The organism is Opitutia bacterium (assembly GCA_016217545.1).
Lineage (GTDB): Bacteria > Verrucomicrobiota > Verrucomicrobiia > Opitutales > Opitutaceae > Didemnitutus.
In genome coordinates this window covers 657465-682720 of sequence record JACRHT010000016.1, presented here as the reverse complement: position 1 = coordinate 682720, position 25256 = coordinate 657465, and the positions used below count along the sequence as shown (strand labels likewise).

Here is a 25256-nt window from a genome sequence, read left to right as displayed (position 1 = left end):
TGCCAACGTTTGCAGAGAGCGATGTTCGCAGGGTGGCTGGCGGTGTGCGGAGCGGTCGGGAACGTGGCGGCGGCGCTGCCGGACTACGACCTCCATGTGATCTATGACAACAGCCCCGCGAGCGGCGGCTACTACAATTCCGAGGCGGGCGTCGTGGCGCCGAGTTTCATCGAGCGCGTCGGCGAGCGCTTGCCGACGACGACGGAGCGGTTCGTGAGCCCGCCCAACGCGTTGAAGCTGCACTGGAAATCCGCGAGCGGCGGTTCCTGGCACGCGGTGATCAAGGACCCGGGTCGCGATTGGCGGAAGCTGAAGATGCAGGGCGACACGCTGGCGTTCTGGTGTTGGTCGGACACGGAGCTCACGGCGGAAAACTCGCCGCGGGTCACGATGCAGGACGCGAACAACTACGGCGCGTCGCCGGAGACGCTGGTGGCCGGCGGTGAGCGACTGCCCGCGAAACAGTGGGTGCGGGTGCGGATGAAGTTGAACGGCAGCCAGGCGATTTTCCGCGATACTTCGGATCGCGGGTTCAAGATGGAGGACGCGGTTGCGGTGATCTTCACGCAGGGTCTCGACGACGGCGCCGAGCACACGCTCTACCTTGACGATTTAGTGATCATGGACAGCAAGGTCGCCGCCGCACCCGCACCCGATGCTCCGCGCGCGGTGCAGGTCACGGGCTACGAGCGGCATTTCGACGTCACGTGGCAGCCGAGCCGCGCGGAGAACGTCATCGCGTATCGCATCCACCGCTCGGAGGACGGCGGCAAGACGTTCACCGCGGTCGGCACGCAGCGGAACGCATGGACGCGTTTCATGGACTGGGTTGGCGCGCCCGGCAAACAGGCGTGCTACAAGGTCACGGCGCTCGACCTCGAGGGACGCGAGTCGCCGTTGAGCGAGGCTTCGGCGGTCGCGGCCACGCGACCGATGACCGACGACGAGTTGCTGGAGATGGTGCAGCTCGCGTGCTTCCGCTATTACTGGGAAGGCGGACACGCCAATTCCGGGCTCGCGGCCGAGATCCTTCCCGGAAACCCCGAGCTGATGGCGCTGGGCGGAAACGGCTTCGGCGTGATGGCGCTGGTCGTCGCGACCGAACGCCAATGGATCACTCGCGACCAAGCGACGGAGCGCCTGCAGAAGATCCTGCGTTTTCTCGACCGCTCGCCGCGTTTTCACGGCGCGTGGGCGCATTTCCTCGATGCGCGCGACGGCAAGGTGATCCCGTATTTCGGCGTTTACGACAACGGCGCGGATCTCGTCGAGACGGCGTTCATGATCCAAGGTTTGCTCACCGCGCGGCAGTATTTCGATCGCGATACACCGGCGGAGCGAGAGATCCGCGAGACCGTGACTCGCTTCTGGCGCGAGGTGGAGTGGACTTGGTTCCGCAAAGAACCGAACAGCGATTTCCTCTGGTGGCACTGGTCGCCGGACCACGGCTTCCACATCAACCACCCGCTCATCGGCTGGAACGAGTCGATGATCATCTACCTGCTCGCGATCGCATCGCCGACGCACGCCGTGCCGGCGAGTTTGTATCATACCGGGTGGGCCGGCCAATCCGACCTCGCGGTGCGCTACCGTCGCGGTTGGAGCCGCACGACGCAGGGTGATCATTTCGTGAACGGCAACTCCTACTACGGCATCAAGCTCGAGGTGGGCGAAGGACCGGGGGCCGAATTGTTCTTCACGCATTTCTCCTACATGGCGTTTGACCCGAGGGGCAAACGCGACGCCTACACGAACTACTTCAAGAACAACCGCGCCATCTCACTCATCGCGCGCGCCTACTGCATGGCGAATCCGCGCGGCTTCGCGGGCTACGGTCCCGATTGCTGGGGTCGCTCCGCCGGCGTGAACAACGGCGGTGGGCGTCCCGAGCCCCGCGACGATAACGGCACCATCAACGTCATGGCATCGCTCTCGTCGATGCCCTATACGCCCGAGGAATCGATGGCCGCGCTGAAGCATTTCTATCGCGATCTGGGCGACCGCGTGTGGGGCACGTTCGGTTTCCACGACGGCTTCAACGAAACCTGGAACTGGTTCGACGAGGACTACATGGCTCTGAACCAAGCGCCGATCGTGGTAATGATCGAAAACCACCGCACTGGCCTTATCTGGAACAAATTCATGACGAACCCGGAGATCGCGCCCGCGCTCGACCGAATCGGTTTCAAGCCCGATCCCGAGCCGGTGAAGTGAGCGGCGCGTCGGACGCGCGGAGTGGGGACTTGTCACCTGTTGGGTGACAAGTCCCGCGGATGCCTACGGGGCGAGGCGGATGATCGCGTAGCTCACCGGCGGCAGCTCGACGCGCCAGCGCGGGCCCGTTGGGGCGAGGGCGTGCGTTTCGCCATCGAGCACGGTCGCGCTGCGGCCGTCGATCTCGGGCGGAAGTTCGCCGGTCACGGCCTGCGCCGTGGGATTCAGCGCGACGAGCACGCGCTCGCTCGCGTTGGCGCGGAGGTAGACGATCGGTTGTCCGGCGTCTGCGAGCAGCGCGCGGAAATCGCCGCTCGCGGCCAGCGCCGGGTGGGCGCGGCGCAGCGCGATGAAACGCTGCACGGCCCGCAGTGGCGAGGTCGTGTCGGCGAGTTGCGCGGCGACGTTGGGTCGCTCGCGCGCCGGATCGACGGCGAGGTAGAATTTTTCAAGGGGCGCCGTCGAAAAGCCCGCGCCCGGCGAGGCGTCCCAGTGCATCGGCATGCGCGCCGGGGTGCGCTCGTAGCCGCCCTCCTTGTTCACCGTGAACGGTGGGGAGCGCATGCCGATCTCGTCGCCATAGTAGATGAACGGCACACCCGGCATCGTGAGCAGGAACGCGTGGGCGACGACGAGGTCGCGCGCCTCGCGGCCGTTACCGAAGCGCGGAGTGGTGTCGTGATTGCCGGTGTGCAGCGCCATGTAGCCCTTGCCGCGCGTGGCGGCGAGGAGCGGCTCGAATTCCGTGAGGAATTTCCGGAAAGGCGTCGTGCCGCGGCGATCGAAGATGGCGGGTTGTCCGCCGTTTTCGCGGAACACCGACGCGTAGCCAGGCTTAGTCCACTGCAGGAGGAAATCCATGTGGAAGCCCTGCGGGATCGCGACGTGCGGCTCGGACCATTCGGAGACCATCGCCTTGTCGGGATACTCCCGATCCATCCATTCGCGGAATTCCCGCCAGAGCGCCGCGGTGGCGGAGCCGTCCGGATCGTTCTTCACGAGCGAGCCGGCCATATCGACGCGAAAGCCGCTCGCGCCCATCTCGAACCAGAAGCGCATGATGTTCTTCAACTCGGCCCGCACCGCCAGCGGGCCGGGCGCGTCGATGCGCTGTTGCCACGGCTGCGTCGGGTCGGGCTTTGCGTAGCCGTAGTTCAGCGCGGGCTGGCAGGAATAGAAACTCGCGATGTAGTTGGCGCTGCGTTCGGCGGTGCCGACGACGACCTGTTGATTCGGGGCGAAGAGCTGGCCGACGCCGGCGGTCCAGATATACCAGTCGGTGTATTTGTTTTTCTCCGCGCGTTGCGACTCGCGAAACCACGGGTGCTGGTCCGAGGTGTGCGCCGCGACGAGGTCGAGCATCACATGGATGCCGAGACGCTTTGCCTCGGCGAAGAGCGCGCGCAAATCGTCATTCGTGCCGTAGCGCGGGGCGACGCGGTAGAAGTCCGCCACGTCGTAGCCGGCGTCGCGGAACGGCGAAACGAAACACGGATTCATCCAGATGCCCGTGACGCCGAGCTCGTGGAGATAGGGGAGCTTGTGGATGATGCCGCGCAGGTCGCCGATGCCGTCGCCGTCGGAATCGGCGTAGGTCTGCGGGTAGATCTGGTAGAACACCGCTTGTTCGAGCCAAGCGGGTGGGGGACGGAGCTCGGCCGCGGACGCGGCGACGCCGAGCAGGCCCGGCAGCAGCGCGGCGCGGGCGAAACGGGCAACGGCAGCGATCATGGTGGCACGCTAGGTCCGTCGCGAAGCCGCGCGCAATCTCTTTGCACACGTTTGCTTGCCGCCCGCCGGGCGACCTGCAAGAAGCTCACGCATGCCCGCCCGGCGTTCCCAACGGCTCGACAAGACCGGTATCGTCCAGATCGCCGCCAAGCTCGGCGTCTCGCCTTCCACGGTCTCCCGCGCCCTTCGCCCTGAGACGGCGCACCTCGTGCGCGAGGACCGGCGCAAAGAGATCCTCGATCTCGCGGAGAAGCAGCATTTCCTGCCGAACCTCGGCGCGCGCATGCTCCGCAAGGGCGTGAACATGACGCTGACGGTCGTCGTGCCGCTCGATGAAAACATTTTCTTCTCGGAATATTACGGCCGCTTCCTCGCGGGAACGCTGCACGCGGCGGCGGCGCGCGGCTGGGGCGTGCACATCTGCACGCTGCGGCGGAAGGAAGGCGGCAGCTTCCGCGAGGCGATGCAGCACGTCGCGCTGAATTCCTCCGGCCTCATTTACCTGGCCGAGCCGCTTTCGCAGGGTGACGTGCAGGAGCTGAAGGGCTATCGGCGACCGTTCGTGTTGACGAAATCCGCCCTGCCTCCGGGAGTGCGCGCCGCCGACTTGGGCGTGCCGGTGGTTGGCGTGGACAATCTCGCCGGGGCTCGCTCGGTCGCGAGTCTCCTGTTGCAGCTGGGACACCGGAAGATCGGCTTGCTGCTGGGGCCCCCGGGGTCCCGCGACGCCGACGAGCGTCGCCGGGGCTACATGGAGATGCTCGAGAAGGCCGGCGCGAAGCCGCGCGCCGAGTGGCTTTTCGAGGGCAATTTCAGCGCCGAAACCGGTCGCGCTGGCGTGGCGAAATTCCTGCAATGCGCCGAGCGCCCGACCGCCGTGTGCTGCGCCAACGACGAGATCGCGTTCGGCGCGATCAACGCTGCGCATGTCGCGGGACTGAAGTGCCCGGACGATCTCTCCGTGGTCGGATTCGACGACGGCATCTGGGCGACCGCCTGCCAGCCGGCGCTCACCACCGTGCGCCAGCCGCTGGCCGACATGGCGGAGCGAGCCGTGGGATTGATTGTGGAAGCTGCGAACGCACCGGGTCACAGCACACGCGTCGTCCTCGATGAGATGCCGGCGCCGATGATGATCCGCGAGTCGACGCGGCCGCTGCGGACGGAGCGGAAATAGAACGGAAGGAGCAGGCGAGCGGGCCTTCGTTCGCGGCTCGCCAGGAGGAATGACAAGAATTGCGGCGCTTTTGGCCTTGCACTGCAAACGTTGTCATTTAATCGTGCGGAATCCCCGGCGCGCTTGTGGCGCCCTGTTATCGCACCCACACCATGCTGTTCCGTCCTCGTTTCGCCGTTTGGCCGGCGCTGCGCATCGCGCTCTGCTTCGTGCTGCCTGCGTTGTCGCTCTTCATCGCACCCGTTCGGGCGGCGAATCTCTCGTTGGAGGACGACGCGTTGCTCGACGACATCGAGCGCACGGCGTTTCGTTTTTTCCAGGAGCAGGCGCATCCGCGCACCGGTCTCGTGCGCGATCGCGCACGGGCGGATGGTTCGGAGAGTATCGGCAAGGCGAGCATCGCCTCCTCGGGATTCTCCTTCACCGCTTGGGTGATCGCCACGGAGCGCGGGTGGGTTCAGCGCACGGCCGCCGCCGAGCGAGTCCGCGCCAAGCTGCGCTTCCTCGCCAATGAGGCGCCGCGGCAAAAAGGGTTCTTCTATCATTTCATGGAGATGGACACCGGCGAACGCGCGTGGAAGTGCGAGCTGTCGTCCATCGATTCCGCGCTGATTTATGCGGGCGCGATCGTTGCGCGGGAGTATTTCGCCGACCCGGAGATCACGGCGCTCGTCAACCGCCTGCTGGGCGACGTCGACTGGAATTGGTTCCTGAACGAGGGCAGCCAGGTCGCGCTCAGCTGGCACGACGAAACCGGTTTCTCGCGCTACCGCTGGGATCGCTACTCGGAGCACGTGTTGATGAGTTTTCTCGCGCTGGGTGTCTCGCCCAAGCCGCTGCCGGCCGCCTATTGGCGCGCGTGGGAGCGCAAGCCGCTCGGGCGCTACGGTGATTTCGTCTACGTGCAGGAGCCGCCGTTGTTCGTGCACCAGTTCCCGCAGGGGTATCTCGACCTGCGCGAGCGGCGCGACGCGGCGATGGATTATTTCAAGAACTCCCAGCTCGCCACGCTGGCGCAGCGGCAGTTCAGCATCGACTTGAAGCAGGAATTTCCGAGCTGGGGCGCGAATCTCTGGGGCTTGACCGCCTCGGATTCGGCCACCGGCTACAAGGCTTGGGGTGGTCCGCCGCGGACGTTGCGGTTCAATTCGCTCGACGGCACGATCGTGCCTTGCGCCGCGGCGGGCTCCCTGATTTTCGCGCCGCGTGAGACGCTCGCGGTGCTTCGCCACCTCCGTCTCGCCTATGGCGACCGCATCTGGAAGCGCTACGGGTTCGTCGACGCCTTCAATCCCGAGACCGGTTGGGTCAACCCGGACGTCATCGGCATCGATCAGGGCATTTCGATGATCCAGGCGGAGAACCTTCGCACCGGGCTCATCCATCGCCTTTTCATGCGCGCACCCGAGGTGCAGCTGGGCATCGCGAAAGCGGGACTCTATTCGACCCGTCGCGAACTCACTCAGGGCGAACAGCACCTTGTTCGGACGCATGCCTTGGCCGCCTGGCAGAAAATCCAAGCGGGCGGGGCGGACGCCGGCTTGCAGCTGACCGCCACGCTGGCGGCCCACCGTCTGGGACTGCTCGATGGAGCTGAAGCGGTCGAACGCGTGCGCCGGCTGGTTGCCGCCAGCACGGCATCGGCCGATTACGCCGGGACCAGCCTGCTCGCGGCCGCATTGATCACGGCCCGGCAAGCGCTTCCCGTCGTCGCGGCCGAAGCGACGCAGAAACTTATCGCGTTGTCCTGGCCGGCGAAAACAGCGGGAGAGAAACTCGCTGCGGTGTCACGCCTCGGCACGTTCATCGGCGTGGGGCAGGGGCGCGAGAGCGGCGCCAGCTGGAGCGGACTCGATCGCACGACGCAACCTCTCGGTGCCGTGCACGTGCTCGCGCCGGCCGATGTCACCGGAGCCGTGTTGCCGGGCCTGTGGCTTGACGAACGCGCGGTGCTCAGCGGCGCATCGGCCTCGCAGCTGGCCTACGCGACGCTTGATGCGCATCCCAAGCAGGTGCCGGATGCGATGACGCTCGCGTTGTTGATCGATCAGTTTCCCGGCGAGGTTCTGCACCGGTTCTCCGGTGCGCTCGGCCGCGCTTCGGACGACCCGGCGAATGCGCAGGCTGCCATCGTGATCGCGGCGGCCAATCTGCTTTCCAACGACTGCGTGCGCACGTGGTTCGCTCGTGACGAGGTCGTGCAAAAGGCGCGGGCGGGAATCCCGGAGTTCGTCGATGGCGCGTTTGGCGCGAAGACCTCCGTCGTCGCCCAGCGCGAGTTGCTCGGTCCGCGCGTGTTGCCGGAGCCGCGCCGCGCGATCGCCGTTCCCGCCGATGCTCCGCGCGAGCAGTGGCAGTGGCACACGGTCGCGGGCATGGAATACAAAGACTCGCTCGCCGACGTGCGCGCCGGTGATCCGCCGCTTTCGCTCAAGTTCGCCTTCACGTGGGATGCCGAGGCGCTGCATTTCCATGCGGTGGTCGTCGACTCGCCGGCCGGCTACAAGTTGCCCGTCGAGCGCAACCGCCTCGTCGAACTCTTCGTCGATCCCGCCCGCGATGGCCTGCTTTGGCTGGGCGCGGGCGATTACCAATTCGGCTTCATTCGCGCCCACCATTGGGAGCTGAAAAACACCTCTGACGCGGTCGAGTTCTTCCACCATGCGGCGAGCCGCGGCAAAATCACGCCGACGGCCGACGGCTACACCGTCGACGGCTCGATTCCGTGGAGCGCGCTCGGCGTGACGCCGAAGCCCGGCCTGCAGATGGGCGTGTCGCCCGCCGTCGTCGCCGAAGGCACCAAAGAGTGGGAGGCCACCCTCAAGCTCATCTGGTCCTACGTGCGCGAGGATGAGAGCCATGTGCGTCTCGGCATTCTGACCCTCCAGTAATTTTTGTTCTGAACCTCAGATCAAAATCCCAACCCGTGCAACCACACCCGAAATGAAAACCCCGATCCCCCGCCTGATCCCGTTGGCCGTCGCGCTGACGTTGGGCGCCCAGCCCGCCCTCCAGGCGCAGACTGCTGCGCCTGAGAACACCCCGCCGGCGAAAGATGACGTCTATACCTTGACGCCGTTCGTCGTGAACACCGACAAGGACGTCGGCTATGTGGCCGTCGATTCGTTGGCCGGTGGCCGCACCAACACGCCGATCAAGTTCACCCCGTCCTCGATGTCGTCCCTCACCCGGACGGCCATCGACGATATCGGCATCCAGAACATCCGTGAGGCGCTCAAGTGGACGCCGAACGTCGTGCCGGAAGACATCAACGCCGGCAAAGGCTTCGGCGGTTCCGCGTTCCATGACTGGGCGTTCAATTACCGTGGCGCCGGCGCCGGCGAGCAAGGTGGCCCCGGACCGACGAGGAACTACTTCTCGTTCTACCAGAACCAGGACGCCTACAACGTCGAGCGCATCGAATTCCTCCGCGGCCCGAACTCGATCATCTTCGGCCTCGGCACCGTCGGTGGCCAGCTGAGCACCTACACGAAGGTTCCGCGTCTCGACAAGAACCTCTCCAAGGCGACCGTCACCGTCGACAACAACGGCTCGAATCGCTACGAGGTCGATATCAACCGCAAGGTGAGCGACACCGTCGCGGTGCGCTTGAACGCTGTTAAGGACAACAATCAGGGCTGGCGCGAAGCCGACGTCAACCGCACCAAGGCGGTCGACCTCGCGGCCCTCTGGAAGATCACCGACGACGCCCAAATCCGCGTCGAAGGCGAATACGCCAACGTCCGTCGCTCGCTCATCTCCTCCGGCATCGGCGACAAGATCTCCGGTTGGGATGGCACCACCGCGTCCAACACGTGGAAAGCCGCTCCGGTTGGCTCCGCTCGCACCATCCCGATGCAGAACGCCGGCGCGTGGGGCGATTGGCTGAATCCGTTCTGGGTTTACATCCCGAATCTGCCGGTCGGCAAGCAGCTCATGGGCTGGGCCGGCGGCTACGCCTCCTCTGGCAGCCTCGCCGACGTCGGTCAGGCGCTCAACTATCAGCCCAAAGCCGGCTGGTATCCCGCGCAGATCAAGCTCCCGTGGGAAGCCACCTATTCCAGCACCGCCAAGATTCCGCTGCGCCCGAGCTACGAGTGGACTTACGGCAACGGCGTGAGCGACATCAAGTATCGCGACATCACCGTCACCTACGACCAGAAGATCAACCAGAACTTCGACTTCACCGCGGCCTTCTATCGCTACTACGACACGCAGACCGCGAAGGATTATGAAGGCACGGGCGGCGCCGCGATCGACATCAACAAGCAGCTCCCCGATGGCACCGCGAATCCGAACTACGGCAAGGCGTTCGCCGATTTCTTCCTCAGCAAGCAGACGCAGACCCGCAACGTCACGGAAGGCCGCGCGCAGTTGAACTACCACTTCGACTCGTCGCTCTTCGGTCAGTCGTGGAAGCAGCTGTTCTCTGTCGCCGCTTCGAAGAAGGACCTCAAGCAATCCGCCCGCCAATATCTCGGCCAGGTCGGCAACGGCACCTCCATCACCAACCCGGCTGACTGGGTGCAGAACATGATCTGGGGCCGCATCTACCTCGATACGCCGAACCAAGTCATGGCCATTCCGGAAGTCGTCAACGGCCGCGCGGTCGCCTACATGCCCAAGGCCGACGGTTACTGGTTCGACTTCGACGATACGTTCAAGCTCACCGATGTCGCCGTCATGTCGCAGACCCGTCTCCTGGACGACGCGCTCACTGTCACCCTCGGTGCCCGCCGCGATTCCTACGACGAGAATCTCCGCGAACTTCGCCGCGGCCCGAACCTGACCGACAACCTCGTCAGCGAATCCCAGAGCGGCAACACCTACTCCGCCGGCGCCGTTTACTTCCTGAAGAGCGGCTTCGGTCTCGTCGCCAACTGGTCCAAGAACATCCAGCCGCCGCACGCCGGTTCGCAGCCGCTCCTCAGCGGTTCCCGCCCGAAGCCCGAAGAAGGCAAAGGCCTCGAATACGGTCTGCGTTGGTCGACCAGCGACAACAAATACTACGCGACCCTCATCCGCTACGACACCCAGTCCAAGGGCCATCTGGTCGAGAACCCGATCGGCTTCCGCGGCGTCTGGCAGAAATACAACATCGCGCAGGGTCTCCCCTCCGAGTCGGGCAAGGGCGGTCTCGCCTTCTCCGACACCACGTCGCTCGATGTGCAGGGCTACGAGTTCGAAATCACGGCCAACCCGACCAAGAACCTCCGCCTCGTCGCGAGCTGGGGCACGCAGGACACGTCCAAGGTTGATTATTACCCGGACAGCCGCGCCTACTTCTCCTCCAACTCGGCGGCTTGGAACGCGGTCGTGAACAACGCCGCGCTCGACGCCACGGCGCGCAACAACCTGCGCTCCGAGATCGCCAGCGTGCAGAACGCCCTCGATCAGGCCAAGCCCGGCGCCAAGCAGGACGGCCAGCTGAAGTATACCGTCGCGTTCTTCGCGAACTACACGTTCACCGACGAGATGCTGAAGGGCTTCGAGCTCGGCGGCGGCGCCAGCTATGCCGCCAAGCCCTACGCCGGCGTCTTCGACGGCATCGAATACTACGGCGACTCCCGTCTCTCGACGACGATGACGCTGCAGTATCACACCAAGATCGCCTCGGTGCCGCTGCACCTCGCGCTCTACATTGACAACGTCCTCGACGATCAGGATCCGTGGGTCACCAGCTACCACTGGGGCTACACCGACTCCTCCGGCCGCCACATCAAGGACGGCTACGTCCTCCGGGCGCCGCGCACCTTCCGCCTCGCCGCGCGCTTCGAGTTCTAAGTCGTAAGTTGTCCCCGGAGGCGCGGCTCCTGCTGGCGCCTCCGGTTTCCGTTCGGTCGCCCCGACTCATCGCGGGGCGACCCCCGGAATTCTGTCTCGTCAATGTCGCGCCAACGCGCTCGCAATCCGTCACCCGTCATGGGTTCCGTCTCTCCTCACGCACTCTCGCTCTCCGCCGCCGCCGATTTCGGGCTCATCGAGCTCAACTCCGCCAGCGGTCTCCGCGCGCAACTGCTGCCTAGCGGCACGCTGTTCGCCTTGCGCCATCGCGAGACCCTGCTCAACCAAGTGTTGCCCGGCCCCGCCGAGGAAGGTCTTTTCCGCCTTCTCGTGCGCTGGAAAGACGCCACGGGCAAAGTCGCCGGATGGGCGCCACTGGTCGGACGTGAGGTCGATTTCTCCGCCGCCGCCGACCCGGCTTGGCGCACGACGCCGTGCGCCGGCCTCGAATGCGTCACCACCCTGACGCTGCACCCGCAACACGCCGCCTGGGCTTGGCGCGTGCAACTCCGCAACACGTCGGGCGCCCCGCTCACGTGCGAGATTTTCCATGCGCAGGACCTCGGCCTCGCCGACGAGGGCGCCGTGCGCAACAACGAGGCCTACACCTCGCAATACCTCGATCTCCTTCCGCTTTCCGACTCGGCTCTCGGGCACGTCATCCTCGCCCGGCAGAACCAACCCGCCGCCGGCGGACGCCACCCGTGGGCCGCGTTCGCATGCGCCGAGGGTGCGGCCGCCTTCTGCACCGACGCCTACCAGTTTCTCGGCGCCGATTTCCGTCTGACCGGCGAACCGCTCGCGATGCGTGAGCCGGCGCTGCCGTCGCGCCGCCTCCAATACGAATGCGCGCTCGCCGGCCTGCAAACGCGGCCGATCGTCCTCGCGCCGGACGGCAACGCCACGACGACCTTCGTTGCGCGCTTCATCGAGGACCACCCGACCGCCTCCTCCGCCGCCGATCTGGCGTGCCTCGCCGAGGTGTTGCCCGCGGTTTGGGCGAGTGCCCCGACAATCGCGCGTTTCAGTCATGCGCCGCGCTCGGTGTTCACCGCGCTGTGGTTGCATGGCGAGAATGCGACCGCGGCGGAGCTCGCCGCCTGGTTCCCGGACGCGCGCCGCCACGAGGAATTCGACGCCCAGCGCCACCTGCTCTCGTTTTTCTGCGGCACGGATACGCACGTCGTCCTCCGCGCCAAGGAGGCGATCGTCGCCCGCCCGCACGGCCACATCGTCCGCAACGGCACCTCGCTTTGGATCGACGACGCCCAGTTCGGCATCACCGCCTACGCCGCGGGTATTTTCGGCGCGCAGGTCTATCTCGGCAACCCGAGCATCGCGCGCCTCCTCTCCGTCGTGCGCCATCCGCTCAATCTCGCGCGGGCCAGCGGCCAGCGCGTGTTCGTGCGGCGGGCAGGGGAGTGGCGCCAGCTCGGCGTGCCCTCGGCCTTCGTCATGGAGCCGGGTCGCGTCCGGTGGCACTACCGTCTGACCGACGCGACCATCGAGGCCACGCTCACGTGCTCCCGCGAATCGGCGGCGAGCTTTCTCGTCTTGCAGGTGACGAGCGGGACACCGTGCGAGTTCCTCGTCACGCATTCTCTCGCGCTCGGGGCCAACGAATTCGATGCGCGCGGCACGCTGGAGGTCAACGCCGCGCAAGGCTGGATGGCCGCCGTGCCGTCTCCGGCCGGATTCCTCGCACAACATCTGCCGCAAACCTGCTTTGCCCTCGCGGCGATCGATCCTGCGCAGGCGGCCGAGCTGGGCGGCGACGAACTCCTCTACGCCGACAATCAAGCGCGCGGCGGCCCCTACGCCGTAGTCCGTTCCGTGGCGACCAGCCAGTTTTCTCTCGCGCTCGTCGGCACGCACGCCGGCCTCTCCGCGCTCGAAACCGCCGTGGCTGCGGCGCGCGGCGAGTTCGCCGCCGAACGCCCGCTCGCGTGCCCGCCCGCGGCTCCCGTGCGTCTCGGTCGTGCGCGCGATGCCGGTGTGGCGCGCGTCGATGACGTGCTGCCGTGGTTCACTCACAACGCCTCGATTCACTTCTCGACGCCGCACGGCCTCGAGCAATACGGCGGCGCCGCCTGGGGCGTGCGCGACGTCACGCAAGGCTCGATCGAGTGGCTGCTCTCCGCCGGCGAGTTCGATGTCGCGCGTCGCGTGCTCGAGACTGTTTTTGCGCAACAATACCTCGGTGCCGCCGCGCAGGCCGAAGGCGTCGAAGGCGCATGGCCGCAATGGTTCATGTTCCCGCCGTTCCACTTCATCCAGCAGGCGCACAGCCATGGCGACGTGTGCTTCTGGCCGGTGAAGGCGCTGTGCGACTACGTCGAAGCCACCAACGACCTCAGCTTCCTCAGCCAGAACATCGACTACACCGACGCGAAGTCTTTCCGGCCGACCGGCACGCGCGAATCGCTTTGGGTGCACTGCGACCGCGTCGTCGCTCACGTCGAAAGCCGCCTCGTGCCCGGCACGGCGCTGGTAAATTACGGTGACGGCGACTGGGACGACACGTTGCAGCCCGCCGATCCCACGTTGCGGACCCGCATGGTCAGCGCGTGGACGGTGGCGCTGGCTTTCCAGACTTTCCGTCAGCTCGCGGCCGTCAGCCAGCGGGCGGGCGAAACGGCGCGGGCCGAAGTTCTCGAGTCGCTGCTCGCGCGCATGCGCCGGGATTTCAGCGCCCAGTTGATGCCCGGCGGCACCGTGGCCGGATTCCTTGTCAACGAGGCCGACGGCACGAAACGTCCGCTGCTGCACCCGAGCGACAAGATCACCGGCATTCGCTATCGTTTGCTGCCGATGACGCGCTCCGTGATCGCGGAGTTGTTTACTCCGGAGGAGGCGAAGCATCACCTCGCCATTGTCGAGCGCGACCTGAAGTTCTCCGACGGCGTGCGGCTCATGAGCGAGCCCGCGACCTACCACGGCGGACTGGAAAAACTCTTCAAGCGCGGCGAGACCGCTGCGAACGTCGGCCGCGAAATCGGCCTGCAATACGTGCACGCGCACATCCGCTACGCCGAGGCGATGGCCAAGATCGGCGATGCGGACCGGTTGTGGGAAGCGCTCCAAGTCGTGAATCCGGTGGGCCTCGAACAGGTCGTGCCGCGCGCCGCCCCGCGCCAGAGCAACGTCTATTTCTCGAGCTCCGACGCCGATTTCGCCGACCGCGTGGAAGCGGCCGCGCGCTGGCCGGAACTGCGCGCGGGGCGCGTGTCGGTCCGCGGCGGCTGGCGACTCTACTCGAGCGGCCCCGGGCTTTACCTGCACAAGATCCGCGCGTGCCTGCTCGGCATCCGCGAGTCGTTCGGCGATGTCGTGTTCGATCCGGTGCTCCCGCGCAGCCTCGATGGTTTGACCGCCGAGACGCATCTCTGCGGCCGGCCCGTGCGCCTCGTCTACGCCGTGAAGTCCGCCACGCATTCGCCGCGGAGCGTGCGCGTGAACGGGCATGCTTTGGCCGGCAATCCCGAGCCGAACCCCTATCGCGCGGGCGGTCTCCGTGTCGCCTCTGCTGACGTATCCACGCATCTCAACCCCCAATCGAACCTGATCGAGATCATCCTGTAGTCTGCGCCGCGGCCCCACGGACCGTGTTGTCGGTTTTTGTCACCTAAAATGAAATCGCAACTGCTAGCCCCAGCTAAGCCTGCTCTGCCCCTTGCGAAATTCGCGTTGTCCCTCGCCGCGATGCTCGCCTTTACCCCGCTGCTCTCGGCCCAGTCGGCGCCACCGGCTACGGCGCCGAAACCCGACGACGATGTGGTCCAATTGGAGACCTTCACGGTTAACACGGATCGCGACATCGGCTACGTTGCCGTCGACTCGCTCGCCGGCGGGCGCACCAACACTCCGATCAAGCTGACGCCGGCCGCGATGTCCTCGCTGACGCGCACCTTCCTCGACGACGTCGCGATCCAGGACATCCGCGAGTCGCTGCAATGGGCGCTCAACGTCATCCCGTCCGACTACGGCGCGGGCAAGACCTCTTCACCGTTCGGCGATTTCGACTTCAACTTCCGCGGCGCCGGCCAGTCGCTGCAAGGTGGCGCAGGCCCGACGCGCAACTACTTCACCTATTACCAGAGTGCCGACACCTACAACGTCGAGCGCATCGAGTTCGACCGCGGTCCCAATTCCATCCTGTTCGGCATCGGCACCGTCGGTGGCGTGCTCAGCACTTACACGAAGCAGGCGCGCTTCGATAAGGAGTTTCTCAATCCCGCCTTCGTCTTCGACAGCAACGGCAGCAAGCGCTTCACCGTCGATAGCAACAGCCGCTTCCTGAACAAGAAGATGGCCGTGCGCGTCAACGCGCTGATCGAGGAACAGAAAGGCTGGCAGGATCAGGACATCGACCGCCAACGCGCCGTCGACGTCGCGTTCGCTTACCAAGTGACGCCGCGCACCGCCGTCCGCCTCGACGCCGAAGCGAGCCGCTCGGAGCGCTCGTTCTACCGCGCCTCGGCGCCGGAAGGCACGAGCCGTTGGGATGGCGTTTCCGTTTCGAACACCTGGGGCGCCGCGCCGCTCACGCCGGCCGGGACCGCCGCGCCTTCGGGCTCCACGGCGCGCATCGACGGCAGCAACTACTGGAACGTCTACATTCCCAGCCTGCCGGGCATCGGCATCCAGAATTGGAATATCGGCCAGCGCTCCAACGGCATCTTCCTCCCGATCGCCCCGCAAGCCGGTTGGTATCCGACTTCGATGACCAACGGCACGCTCACGATCGACGGCAGCACCATCGCGGTGTTCCCGAAACGCGAGTTCACTGTCGCCGCTAAGGACGCGATCTCGAAGCCCGAATACGACGTCGCGACGCTCTGGCTGACTCACAGCTTCACCAACTCCCTCGAGCTCGCCGTCACCGGCTACTACTACAAGGACTCCCGCGATTCGAAGAACTACGAGGGCATCGGCTTCCTCGCCGTCGACATCAACAAGCAGCTCCCGAACGGCAACCCGAACCCCAATTTCGGCAAACGCTACGGCGACTTCATGATCAGCGGCCAGAATCAGAACCGCGGCGTGAAGGAAGTCCGCGCCCAGCTGACCTACAAGCTCGACACGAAGCTCTTCAACCAGGCCTACCGCCAGACCTTCAGCGTCTCGGCCGGCCAGCAGGACATCACTTGGCACGCGCGTCAGCTCAACGCCCAGATCCTCAACGCCGGCATCGTTGGCGCCAGCAACCGCATCATTCGCGCCCGCATCTACGAGGACGACACGCATCCGACCATCGCGCTGCCCGCGACCATCGGTTCCTATCAAGTCGCCTACACCTCGCACGACGGCAACTGGTTCGACTTCGACGAAGACTACACCCTGAAGCACGTCGCTGCCTTCACGCACATCCGTGCGCTCGACGACAAACTCAGCGTCCTCCTCGGTGCGCGTCACGACAGCTACGACCAGTATCGCCTCAACGCCATTATCCCGACGACGACGGCCTCCGCCGCGACGGGCAACACCTACTCGGGCGGCGCGGTTTACTACATCGGACCGGTCGGCATCTTCGCGAACTACGGCAAGAACTTCGAGCCCATCGGCCCCGGCCGCAATCCGAGCCTCACCGGCAAGCCCTTCGAGGCCACCCGCGGCGAGGGCGTCGACGCCGGCCTCCGCTTCTCCACCAACGACGGCAAATACTACGCGACCGCCGTCTACTACGATGCGAAGTCCTACGACCGCATCACCGGCACGAAGATCGGCTTCGGCAACATCTGGAACCTCTACTACGACGCCCGCAGCGAAGCCCGCGATCCCGCGCTCGGTGCGCTCGCCTACGACGACACGCAGTCGCTGCACGTCAGCGGCTACGAGTTCGAAGTCACCGCGAACCCGCTGAAGAACCTGCGCCTGCAGGCCAGCTACGCGCTGCCGGAGTCCGAGATCGTCGACGCCCTCGCTGGCCAGCGCGCCTACTACGCCGCCAACTTCTCGAAGTGGGATGCGGCCGCCAACCTCGGCAACACCGCCGCCACCAACCTCCGCACCGCACTCGTGAACGCGCAGACGACGCTCGACAACAACGTCGCCGGCAAGACGGTCGTCGGCACGACCAAATACGTCGCGAACATCTTCGCGAACTACACGTTCATGAACGACAAGCTCAAGGGCCTCTCGATCGGCGGCGGCGTCTCCCGCACCGGCAAGCAATACTCGACCGTCATCCGCAACGAGACCTACTACCGCGCCGAGCGCAACACCACCAACATGGTGATCGCCTACTCGACGAAGTTCGGTGGCATCCCGACGCGCATCGCCCTGAACGTGCTCAACGTTCTCGACGACAAGGATCCGGTCATCACCAGCTACGACGGCTCCTGGCGCGACAGCGCCGGCCGTGCCATTCCCAACGGCTACTTCCTGCCATCGCCCCGCACCTTCAAGCTCACCGCCAGCTTCCAACTCTAACCGCCACTCCAGTTCGATGTCACGGGCGGCGCTCCCTCGCGGAGCGCCGCCCCCTTCTCCTGATGGTTTTCCTTCACCCGCTCTCGCTGCCCCGTCCGCTTCTGGTCATCGCTCTCGCGCTGGCTTGTTACGCGGTCCAGGCCGCCGCCGGTGAAAACAACGCCCAAGCCCTGCTGGCCAGTTCGCGACCGCTCGTCATCGCGCATCGCGGCTACAGCTCGGCCGCTCCCGAGAATACGCTCGCGTCCTTCCGCCTCGCCCTCGCGTCTGGCGCGGATCTCGTGGAGTTCGACTACCACCATTCCCGCGACGGCGTGCCGGTTGTCATTCACGACGCGACACTCGATCGCACCACCGACGCAGTGGCGCGTTGGGGCGGCAAGGCCCTCCGCGTGGCCGATCGCTCCGCCGCTGAACTGGGCGAACTTGATGCGGGCCGCTGGTTCGACGGTCGCAGTGGCGTCCGTCTGCCGCTGCTCGCTGAAACTCTCGATCTCATCTGCTCCGGCGGCTCCATGCCGCTGATCGAACGCAAAGCCGGCGACGCCGCCACCCTCGCGCGCCTCTTGCGCGGACGCGGCCTGGTCAACCGCGTCGTCGTGCAGAGTTACGACTGGAATTTCCTCCGCGAGCTGCACGAGCAGCTCCCGGAACAAGTGCTCGCCGCCCTCGGCGCGCCGCACGAACGCCATCACGGCGCGGCTCCTTTGCGCGACGGCCAGCCCGACGCCTCGGTGTGGGACGAACTCGCTGCCTGCGGCGTTCGCGTCATCGTCTGGGACCGCGGGCTCACGGCCGCCAACATCGCCGCCGCACACGAGCGGGGCCTGAAGGTCTGGATCTACACCATCGACGATCCGGCGCTGGTCCGCGAGTTGCGCACACGCGGTGCCGATGGTTTCATCACGAACAACGCCGCCATTCTCTGGAAAACGCTCGGCGAATCCCGCTGAGTTCCGCGACCCCGCACTTTCATGAACTCCCACCACACCACCGCCGCGGCCGACCGCATTCCTGTTTCGCAAAAGGTCGCCTACGGCATGGGGGCGGTGGTCACGATCGTCGCCGTCAACTCCGTCGTCCAGCTGACGAACCTCGTCTATGTCGTCGGTCTCGGCGTCAGCGCGATCTGGATCGGCTACGCGCAGGCATTTCCGCGGCTGTGGGACGCGATCATCGATCCCTTCCTCGGCAACATGTCGGACAATTGCCGCTCCCGCTGGGGCCGGCGCATCCCATTCCTCATCGTGGGCGGCGTGCTCATCGGCATCGCGTTCTGGGCGCTTTGGACGGTGCCGCGCGATTGGAGCAAGGAGTGGATGTTCGGCTACTTCCTCGTGACGTCTTTGTTCTTCTACACCGTGGTGCCGATCTACGCGATTCCGCACGGCGCGCTCGGGCTCGAGATGACCGACGACTATCACGAGAAGACGAGCCTGTTCGCTTACTCGAGTTTCATCGGCAACATCGGCGCGCTCACGCTGCCGTGGGTCTACTATCTCGCCAACCGCCCGATGTTCGGCGGCGACACCGTCAACGGCGTGAAATGGGTCTGCCTCGGTCTGAGCGTCATGCTCACCGGCGCGGCGATGTGGTGCGCGTTCGTGTGCAAGGAGGGCAAGGTCCAGCAGGCGAGCCAGCAGGAGCGCATTCCGATCTGGCAAAGCTTCAAGGCGACCTACCGCAATCCTACGTTCCTTCGCCTCGTGGGCGCGTTCGTGCTCCTGATCGTCGCGTTTCAGCTGGTGATGGGTTTCAACAACTACATCCAGATTTTCTACCTCTTCGGCGGAAACACCGACTCGGCCTCCGAGGTCATGGCGCTGAACGGCACGCTCTGGGCCACGGTCGGGCTTGCCGGTGCGTTCCCGATGGCGTGGTGCTCCCGGCGCTACGGTAAGCGCTTCACCGTCTTGCTGGCCTTCGCGCTCATCATCGGCGGCAACCTTTCCAAGATCATCTGCTACAACCCGGCCCACCCGTATTGGACGACGTTCCCGACGGTGTGCCTGTCGCTGGGCATGGTCTTCGCGTTCTCGCTCGTGAACGCAATGATCGCCGACATCTGCGACGAAGAGGAACTCGCCACCGGCATCCGCCGCGAGGGCATCTACTTCGCCGTCTACAACTGGTGGTGGAAAGTCGCGGTCTCGATCGCGACCATCATCAGCGGCTACCTGCAGCGCTTCACCGGCTTCGTGGAGGGCGCGAAGATGCAGAGCGATTCCACGCTGTTCCAGCTGCGTGCGTGGGAGATTTGCCTGCCGGCCGCGATCTGCCTGCTGAGCGTTTGGCTGCTCGCCAGCTACCCGCTCACCGAGGCGCGCGCCTATGAAATCAAGGCGCTGCTCAAGCAACGCAAAGCCTCCGCGACGCCCGCTGGCGCCGCCTAGGTTCGCCCGCCGTCAGGGCCGGCGCACTTGGCCCAATCTCTTTTCAAGCGATGAATACGAACTCCGTTTCACTCCGTCCGCTCGTTCGCCTCGCCGCCGCTGCGGTCGCGCTCGCCGCTGCCGCCTTGGGTTGCGCGCAGCCGCGCCAGCTCGACGACTTTGCCAGCGTCGCCGGTTGGACTGCTGTCACCTCTGAGGGTGCGCAGGCCAAGATCGGCCATGCCACCGGCAAGACCGGCGGCGCGGTCGTCCTCGATTTCGATCTCAGCCATGCCTACGGCTACGCCACGGCGCGCAAGGCGGTCGATCTCGAGTTGCCCGCGAACTACCAGTTGACCTTTGAGCTGCGCGGCGAGTGCCAGGTGAACAACTTCGAAGTGAAGCTGATCGACGAGCACGACAACGTCTGGATGGCGAAGCGGCTCTCGTTCACCTTCCCGGCGCAGTTCGAAACGCAGCACGTGCGTAAGCGCCACATCTCGTTCGGCTGGGGCCCGCATCGCATTCCAGAGCCGAAGCGCATTCGCGCGATCGAGTTCACGGTCGCCACCGCCACCGGCGGCGTGGGCCGCATCTACATTTCCAATCTCCGCTTCGCGCCGATCGACGACGCGGCGGCCGCCGCCGCTCGCGCCACGGTCCAAGCCAGCGTCGGCGCACCGACGGCCGATGTGCACGGCACCGTGGTTGAGCACTGGTCCGTTGCGCCCGGGGAAGGGGAGGCGGCCCTGACGATCGATTTCGCGCACGAGCGTGAGATCGGCGGCCTCATCCTCGATTGGGCGCCCGGCAAGGCCGCGGCGAGCTACGCGGTGCAACTCTCCGCCGACGGACGCGAGTGGCGCACCGTCGCCTCCGTCTCGCGCGGCAACGGCGGACGCGACTACGTCTACCTGCCCGAGCAGCAAGGCAACCTGCTCCGCCTCGAATTGCCGCCGGAGGAAGTCGCCAAGGGCGCCGAACTCGCGCGCCTCGAAGTGCAGCCCCCGCAATTCGGCCAGAACGAGAACACCTTCTTCGAAGCCATCGCGCGCCGCGAGCGGCGGGGCTTCTTCCCGAAATTCTACATCGGCGAACAGTGCTACTGGACGACCGCCGGCAGCCCGGCCGACGGCGACAACGCGCTCATCGGTGAGACCGGCCAGATCGAGGTCGCGCGCGGGTCCTTCACCGTCGAGCCCTTCCTCTATGTCGACGGCCAGCTCGTGACCTGGAGCGACGTCCAGCTCTCGCAATCGCTCGAAGCCGGCTACCTCCCGATTCCCACCGTCGAATGGAAACGCGGCGACCTCACGCTGCGCATCACGACCTTCGCCGCCGGTGCCGCCGGCGCGGACAGCGTGCTGCTCACGCGCTACCAGCTCACGAATGCCGGCGCGCCGGTGAAGGGAAAACTCTTCCTCGCGGTGCGGCCCTTCATGGTCGACCCGCCGTGGCAAAACATCTTCCGCGCCGCCGGCTGGGCGCGCGTGGAGCGCGTCGCGCTCGTCGACGGCGTCGTGCAAGTCGGCGCGCGCCGCGTCATCCCGCTCGACCGCCCGAGCGCGTTCGGTGCGACCCCGTTCGAGTCCGGCGAGATCGTCGAGCACCTCGCTCGCGGCCGCTTGCCCGCGGCCACGTCCGCCGAGGACGCCGCCGGTTTCGCCTCCGGCGCGCTCGCCTACGATTTCGATCTCGGCACCGGCGCGAGCCACGAAGTGCGCCTCGCTTCGCCGTTCCACCAGCCGACACAGCCGATCCCGGCCAACGTCTCCGCCGCCGAAGCCGCGCGCTACGTCGACGCCGCGCAGAAGGCCACGCGCGCGATGTGGGAGTCGCGCCTCGACCTGTTCCAGGTGCGCTTGCCGGCGTCGGCGCAGCCGGTGATCGACACCATCAAGTCGAACCTCGCCTACATTTTCATCAATCAGGACGGCGTGCGCTTCCAGCCGGGCTCGCGCAACTACCAGCGCTCGTGGATTCGCGACGGCTCGCTCACCTCGACCGCGCTGCTCGAACTCGGTCTCAACGACGCCGTGAAGGCGTTCGCCGATTGGTATGCGCCGTTCCAGTTTCCGAGCGGCAAAGTGCCCTGCGTCGTCGACCGCCTCGGCGCCGATCCGACGCCCGAGAACGACAGCCATGGCCAGCTCATCTACCTGTTCATGCAGGTCTACCACTTCACGCACGACAAGGAGTGGCTCCGCACGAAGTGGCCGCACGTCGTCCGCACCGTGCGCTACATCCAGGAACTCCGCGCGACGCGCAAGGTGGAGCCGTTCATCAGCGGCACGGCCGAGCAGCGCGCGTTCTACGGTCTCATGCCCGAGTCGATCAGCCACGAGGGCTACAGCGCCAAGCCGATGCATTCCTACTGGGACGACGCCTTCACGCTGCGCGGCCTGAAGGACGCCGCCACCATCGCCGAGATCCTTGGCGAGACGGCCGCTGCGAAGGAGTTTGCCGCGGAGCGCGACGACTTCCGCAAGGACTTCTACAACTCCATCCGCCTCGCGATGCAGAACACGAAGGTGGACTACATCCCGGGTTGCGCGGAACTCGGCGACTTCGATGCGACCTCCACGACCGTGCTCGTGCAACCCGGCAACGAAGTCGGCCTCCTGCCCGAACCGGCGCTCAGCCGCACGTTCGAGAAATACTTCGAGCGTTTCGTCGCCCGCCGCGACGGCAAGATGGAGTGGCTCGACCTCACGCCCTACGAGAACCGCGTGATCGGTTCCTTCGTCTACCTCGGGCAAAAGGACCGCGCGCAGGCCTGCCTCGACTACTTCATGTCGCTGCGCCGCCCGGCCGGCTGGAACCATTGGGCCGAAGTCGTCTTCCGCGATCCGAAGACCCCGCGCACGATCGGCGACATGCCGCACACGTGGTGCGGCTCCGACTTCATCCGGTCCGTGCGCGGCATGTTCGTCTACGAGCGCGAACAGGACGACGCGCTCGTCCTCGCCGCCGGCGTGTCCGATGCGTGGGTGACCGATCCCGCCGGCATCGAGGTCGTCTCGATGCCCACCTACTTCGGCAAAATCAGTTACACCGTGAAGAGCCAGCGCGCGGCCGACGGCTCCGTGAATGCGGTGGAAGTCTCCATCGCCGACGGCGTGAAAGTGCCCGCCGGCGGCATCGTCGTGCGCTCGCCGCTTTCGCGTCCGATCCGTTCCGTGCACGGTGACGGAAAACTGATGCACCAAAACGAAATCCGCATCGACAGCCTCCCGGCGAAACTGTCGATTGCTTACTGAACTTCCCGGTCGCTGCCGCGCGCGTGCCGCCCGCACGTGTGCGGCCCAACGTCGTCTCCCCCATCATGTCCCTCCTGCGTCACGCTCTGCTTCTCCTGTTCGTCACCACCGGCCTCGTGTTGCGCGCGGCCCCGACGCCGTCGGTCGATGACCGCGTGCGCGATCTGTTGTCGCGCATGACACTCGAGGAAAAGGTCGGCCAGCTCGTCCAGTATTCCTCGCGCGAGGATATGACGGGCCCCGCCTCCGACTCCTCGATCACGCCGCAGCTCGAGAAAGGCGAGGTCGGCAGCATGCTGAATGTCGTCGGCGCCGAGCAGACGCGCAAATGGCAGCAGATCGCTGTCGAGCATTCGCGCCTGCGCATTCCGTTGCTCTTCGGCCTCGACGTCATCCACGGCTACCGGACGCTTTTCCCGATCCCGCTCGCTTCGGCCTCCTCGTGGGACATGGCCCGCATCGAGCAAGCCGAGCACATCGCCGCCATCGAGGCCTCGGCCGCCGGTCTTCACTGGACGTTCGCCCCGATGGTCGACATCGCGCGCGACCCGCGCTGGGGCCGCATCGCCGAGAGCGCGGGCGAGGATCCGTTCCTCGGCTCCGCCGTGGCGCGCGCGCGGGTGCGCGGTTTCCAAGGCGATGGCACTTTCGCCGGCACCGATCGCGTGCTGGCCTGCGCGAAGCACTTCGCCGCTTACGGCGCCGCGCAGGCGGGCCGCGATTACTTCACGACCGACGTGACCGAGCGCCAGTTGCGCGACGTCTACCTGCCGCCGTTCCGCGCCGCGAAAGAGGCCGGCGTCGCCACCTTCATGGCCGCCTTCAATGACCTCGATGGCACGCCGTGCTCCGCGAACCCGTTCCTGCTCGATCAGGTTCTGCGCCGCGAGTGGGGTTTCAAGGGCTTCGTCGTCTCCGACTGGGCGAGCGTCACCGAGATGCGCGCGCACGGCAACGTCACCGACGTTCGCGATGCGGCGTTGAAGTCTTTCAACGCCGGCCTCGACATGGATATGGAGAACGGCGCCTTCGGCCCGTATCTCGCCGGCCTCGTGCGTGAGGGAAAAGTTTCCATGGCTCGCCTCGACCAAGCGGTCGGCGCGATCCTCGCGGTGAAGTTCCAGCTCGGCCTGTTCGATGATCCGTATCGTTTTTGCGATCCGGCCCGGCAGGAGAAGTTGTTGCTGCATCCGGATCACCTCCGAGCCGCGCGCGATCTCGCGCGTCGTTCGTGCGTCCTGCTCAAGAACAAGGGTGACGTGCTCCCGCTGAAGACCACCGCGCTCAAGGTTGCGCTCGTCGGCCCTCTCGCCGACGCGCCGCTCGATCAAGTCGGCACCTGGCACGCCCAAGTCGACCGCAAGGACACGGTCACGGTGCGCGCCGCGCTCCAAGCTCTCTACGGGGACAACCTGCGCTACGCGCCGGGATGCGACACGCGCAGCGACGATCGCAGCGGCTTCGCGGCCGCGCGCGCCGCCGCCGATGCGTCCGACGTCGTCATCATGGCGTTGGGTGAGGATGTTTTCCAATCGGGCGAGTGCACCAGCCGCACGTCGCTCGATTTTTCCGGCCAGCAGGTCGCCCTCCTCGAGGAGCTGCACAAGGCCGGCAAGCCGGTCGTGCTGCTCGTGATGGCGGGCCGGCCCCAGTTGGTGGACAAAGTCGACGCTCTCGTCGACGCCATCCTCGTCCCCTGGCACCCCGGCACGATGGGCGGACCGGCGATCGCCGATGTGCTCACGGGCGCCTACAATCCGTCCGGCAAGCTGCCGCTCAGCTGGCCGCGCTCAGTGGGACAGATCCCGCTGTTCTACGCGCACAAGAATTCTGGCCGTCCCGAGCCCAAGGATCCGAAGGACCCGTATTTCTCGCACTACATCGACTCGCCCAACACGCCGCAGTATCCGTTCGGCTACGGCCTGAGCTACACGACGTTCGCCTACGACCAGCTCCGCCTCAGCGCTCCGGCGCTCACCGCGGACGGTGCGATCACCGTCACGGCGCGCGTGCGCAATGCCGGCCAACGCACCGGCGAGGAAGTCGTGCAACTCTACGTGCGCGACCGCGTCGGCTCCTTGACGCGGCCCGTGCGCGAGCTGAAGGGCTTTCAGAAAATCGAACTCGCCGCCGGCGAGGCGCGCGACGTGTCGTTCCAACTGACGCCGGCCGACCTCTCGTTCTGGCGCGGCGACATGACCTTCGGCGCCGAGCCGGGCGACTTCGACGTTTTCGTCGGCACGGATTCGACGGCGACGCTCACGGCGAGCTTCAAGCTCGAATGAC

At 66.0% G+C, this 25256-nt stretch carries 11 protein-coding genes; 10 read left to right on the top strand and 1 reads right to left on the bottom strand.

The annotated features are described in order from the left end of the window. Nucleotides 1-21 precede the first annotated feature (21 nt). Complete coding sequence (locus HZA32_15175; GenBank protein MBI5425420.1) at nt 22-2214, top strand: hypothetical protein; 2193 nt, start codon at nt 22-24, stop codon at nt 2212-2214. A gap of 63 nt (nt 2215-2277) precedes the next feature. Here HZA32_15175 and HZA32_15170 read toward each other — a convergent pair whose 3' ends face one another. Next, nucleotides 2278-3945: an alpha-glucosidase C-terminal domain-containing protein gene (locus HZA32_15170; GenBank protein ID MBI5425419.1), complete on the bottom strand. Its 1668-nt coding sequence runs from the start codon at nt 3943-3945 to the stop codon at nt 2278-2280. A 91-nt stretch (nt 3946-4036) separates the two neighbouring features. Between HZA32_15170 and HZA32_15165 the strand changes: the two genes are divergently transcribed. The 9 genes from HZA32_15165 to bglX all read left to right on the top strand — a co-directional run bounded on the left by HZA32_15165 (nt 4037) and on the right by bglX (nt 25255). Then, the gene (locus HZA32_15165; protein ID MBI5425418.1) at nt 4037-5122 is read left to right on the top strand and encodes a LacI family DNA-binding transcriptional regulator; all 1086 of its coding nucleotides are present in this window, start codon (nt 4037-4039) and stop codon (nt 5120-5122) included. 152 nt (nt 5123-5274) lie between these two features. After that, nucleotides 5275-8013 carry a hypothetical protein gene (locus HZA32_15160; protein ID MBI5425417.1) on the top strand — a complete coding sequence of 913 codons (2739 nt, stop codon included), beginning with the start codon at nt 5275-5277 and terminating at the stop codon, nt 8011-8013. 52 nt (nt 8014-8065) lie between these two features. After that, the gene (locus HZA32_15155; GenBank protein ID MBI5425416.1) at nt 8066-10906 is read left to right on the top strand and encodes a TonB-dependent receptor; all 2841 of its coding nucleotides are present in this window, start codon (nt 8066-8068) and stop codon (nt 10904-10906) included. A gap of 138 nt (nt 10907-11044) precedes the next feature. After that, complete coding sequence (locus tag HZA32_15150; GenBank protein MBI5425415.1) at nt 11045-14488, top strand: cellobiose phosphorylase; 3444 nt, start codon at nt 11045-11047, stop codon at nt 14486-14488. Between the two features lie 120 nt (nt 14489-14608). Further along, entirely contained in the window at nt 14609-17338 is a 2730-nt protein-coding gene (locus HZA32_15145; protein MBI5425414.1) for a TonB-dependent receptor plug domain-containing protein, read from the top strand. 62 nt (nt 17339-17400) lie between these two features. Beyond that, nucleotides 17401-18291 (top strand): hypothetical protein, encoded by an 891-nt coding sequence (locus HZA32_15140; GenBank protein ID MBI5425413.1) that lies wholly within the window; start codon nt 17401-17403, stop codon nt 18289-18291. A 21-nt stretch (nt 18292-18312) separates the two neighbouring features. After that, on the top strand, nt 18313-19731 hold the full coding sequence (locus HZA32_15135) for an MFS transporter (protein ID MBI5425412.1): 1419 nt from the start codon (nt 18313-18315) through the stop codon (nt 19729-19731). 50 nt (nt 19732-19781) lie between these two features. Beyond that, nucleotides 19782-22970 (top strand): discoidin domain-containing protein, encoded by a 3189-nt coding sequence (locus HZA32_15130; protein MBI5425411.1) that lies wholly within the window; start codon nt 19782-19784, stop codon nt 22968-22970. Nucleotides 22971-23035: 65 nt separating this feature from the next. Beyond that, nucleotides 23036-25255 carry a beta-glucosidase BglX gene (gene bglX / locus HZA32_15125; GenBank protein MBI5425410.1) on the top strand — a complete coding sequence of 740 codons (2220 nt, stop codon included), beginning with the start codon at nt 23036-23038 and terminating at the stop codon, nt 25253-25255. Nucleotide 25256 lies beyond the last annotated feature (1 nt).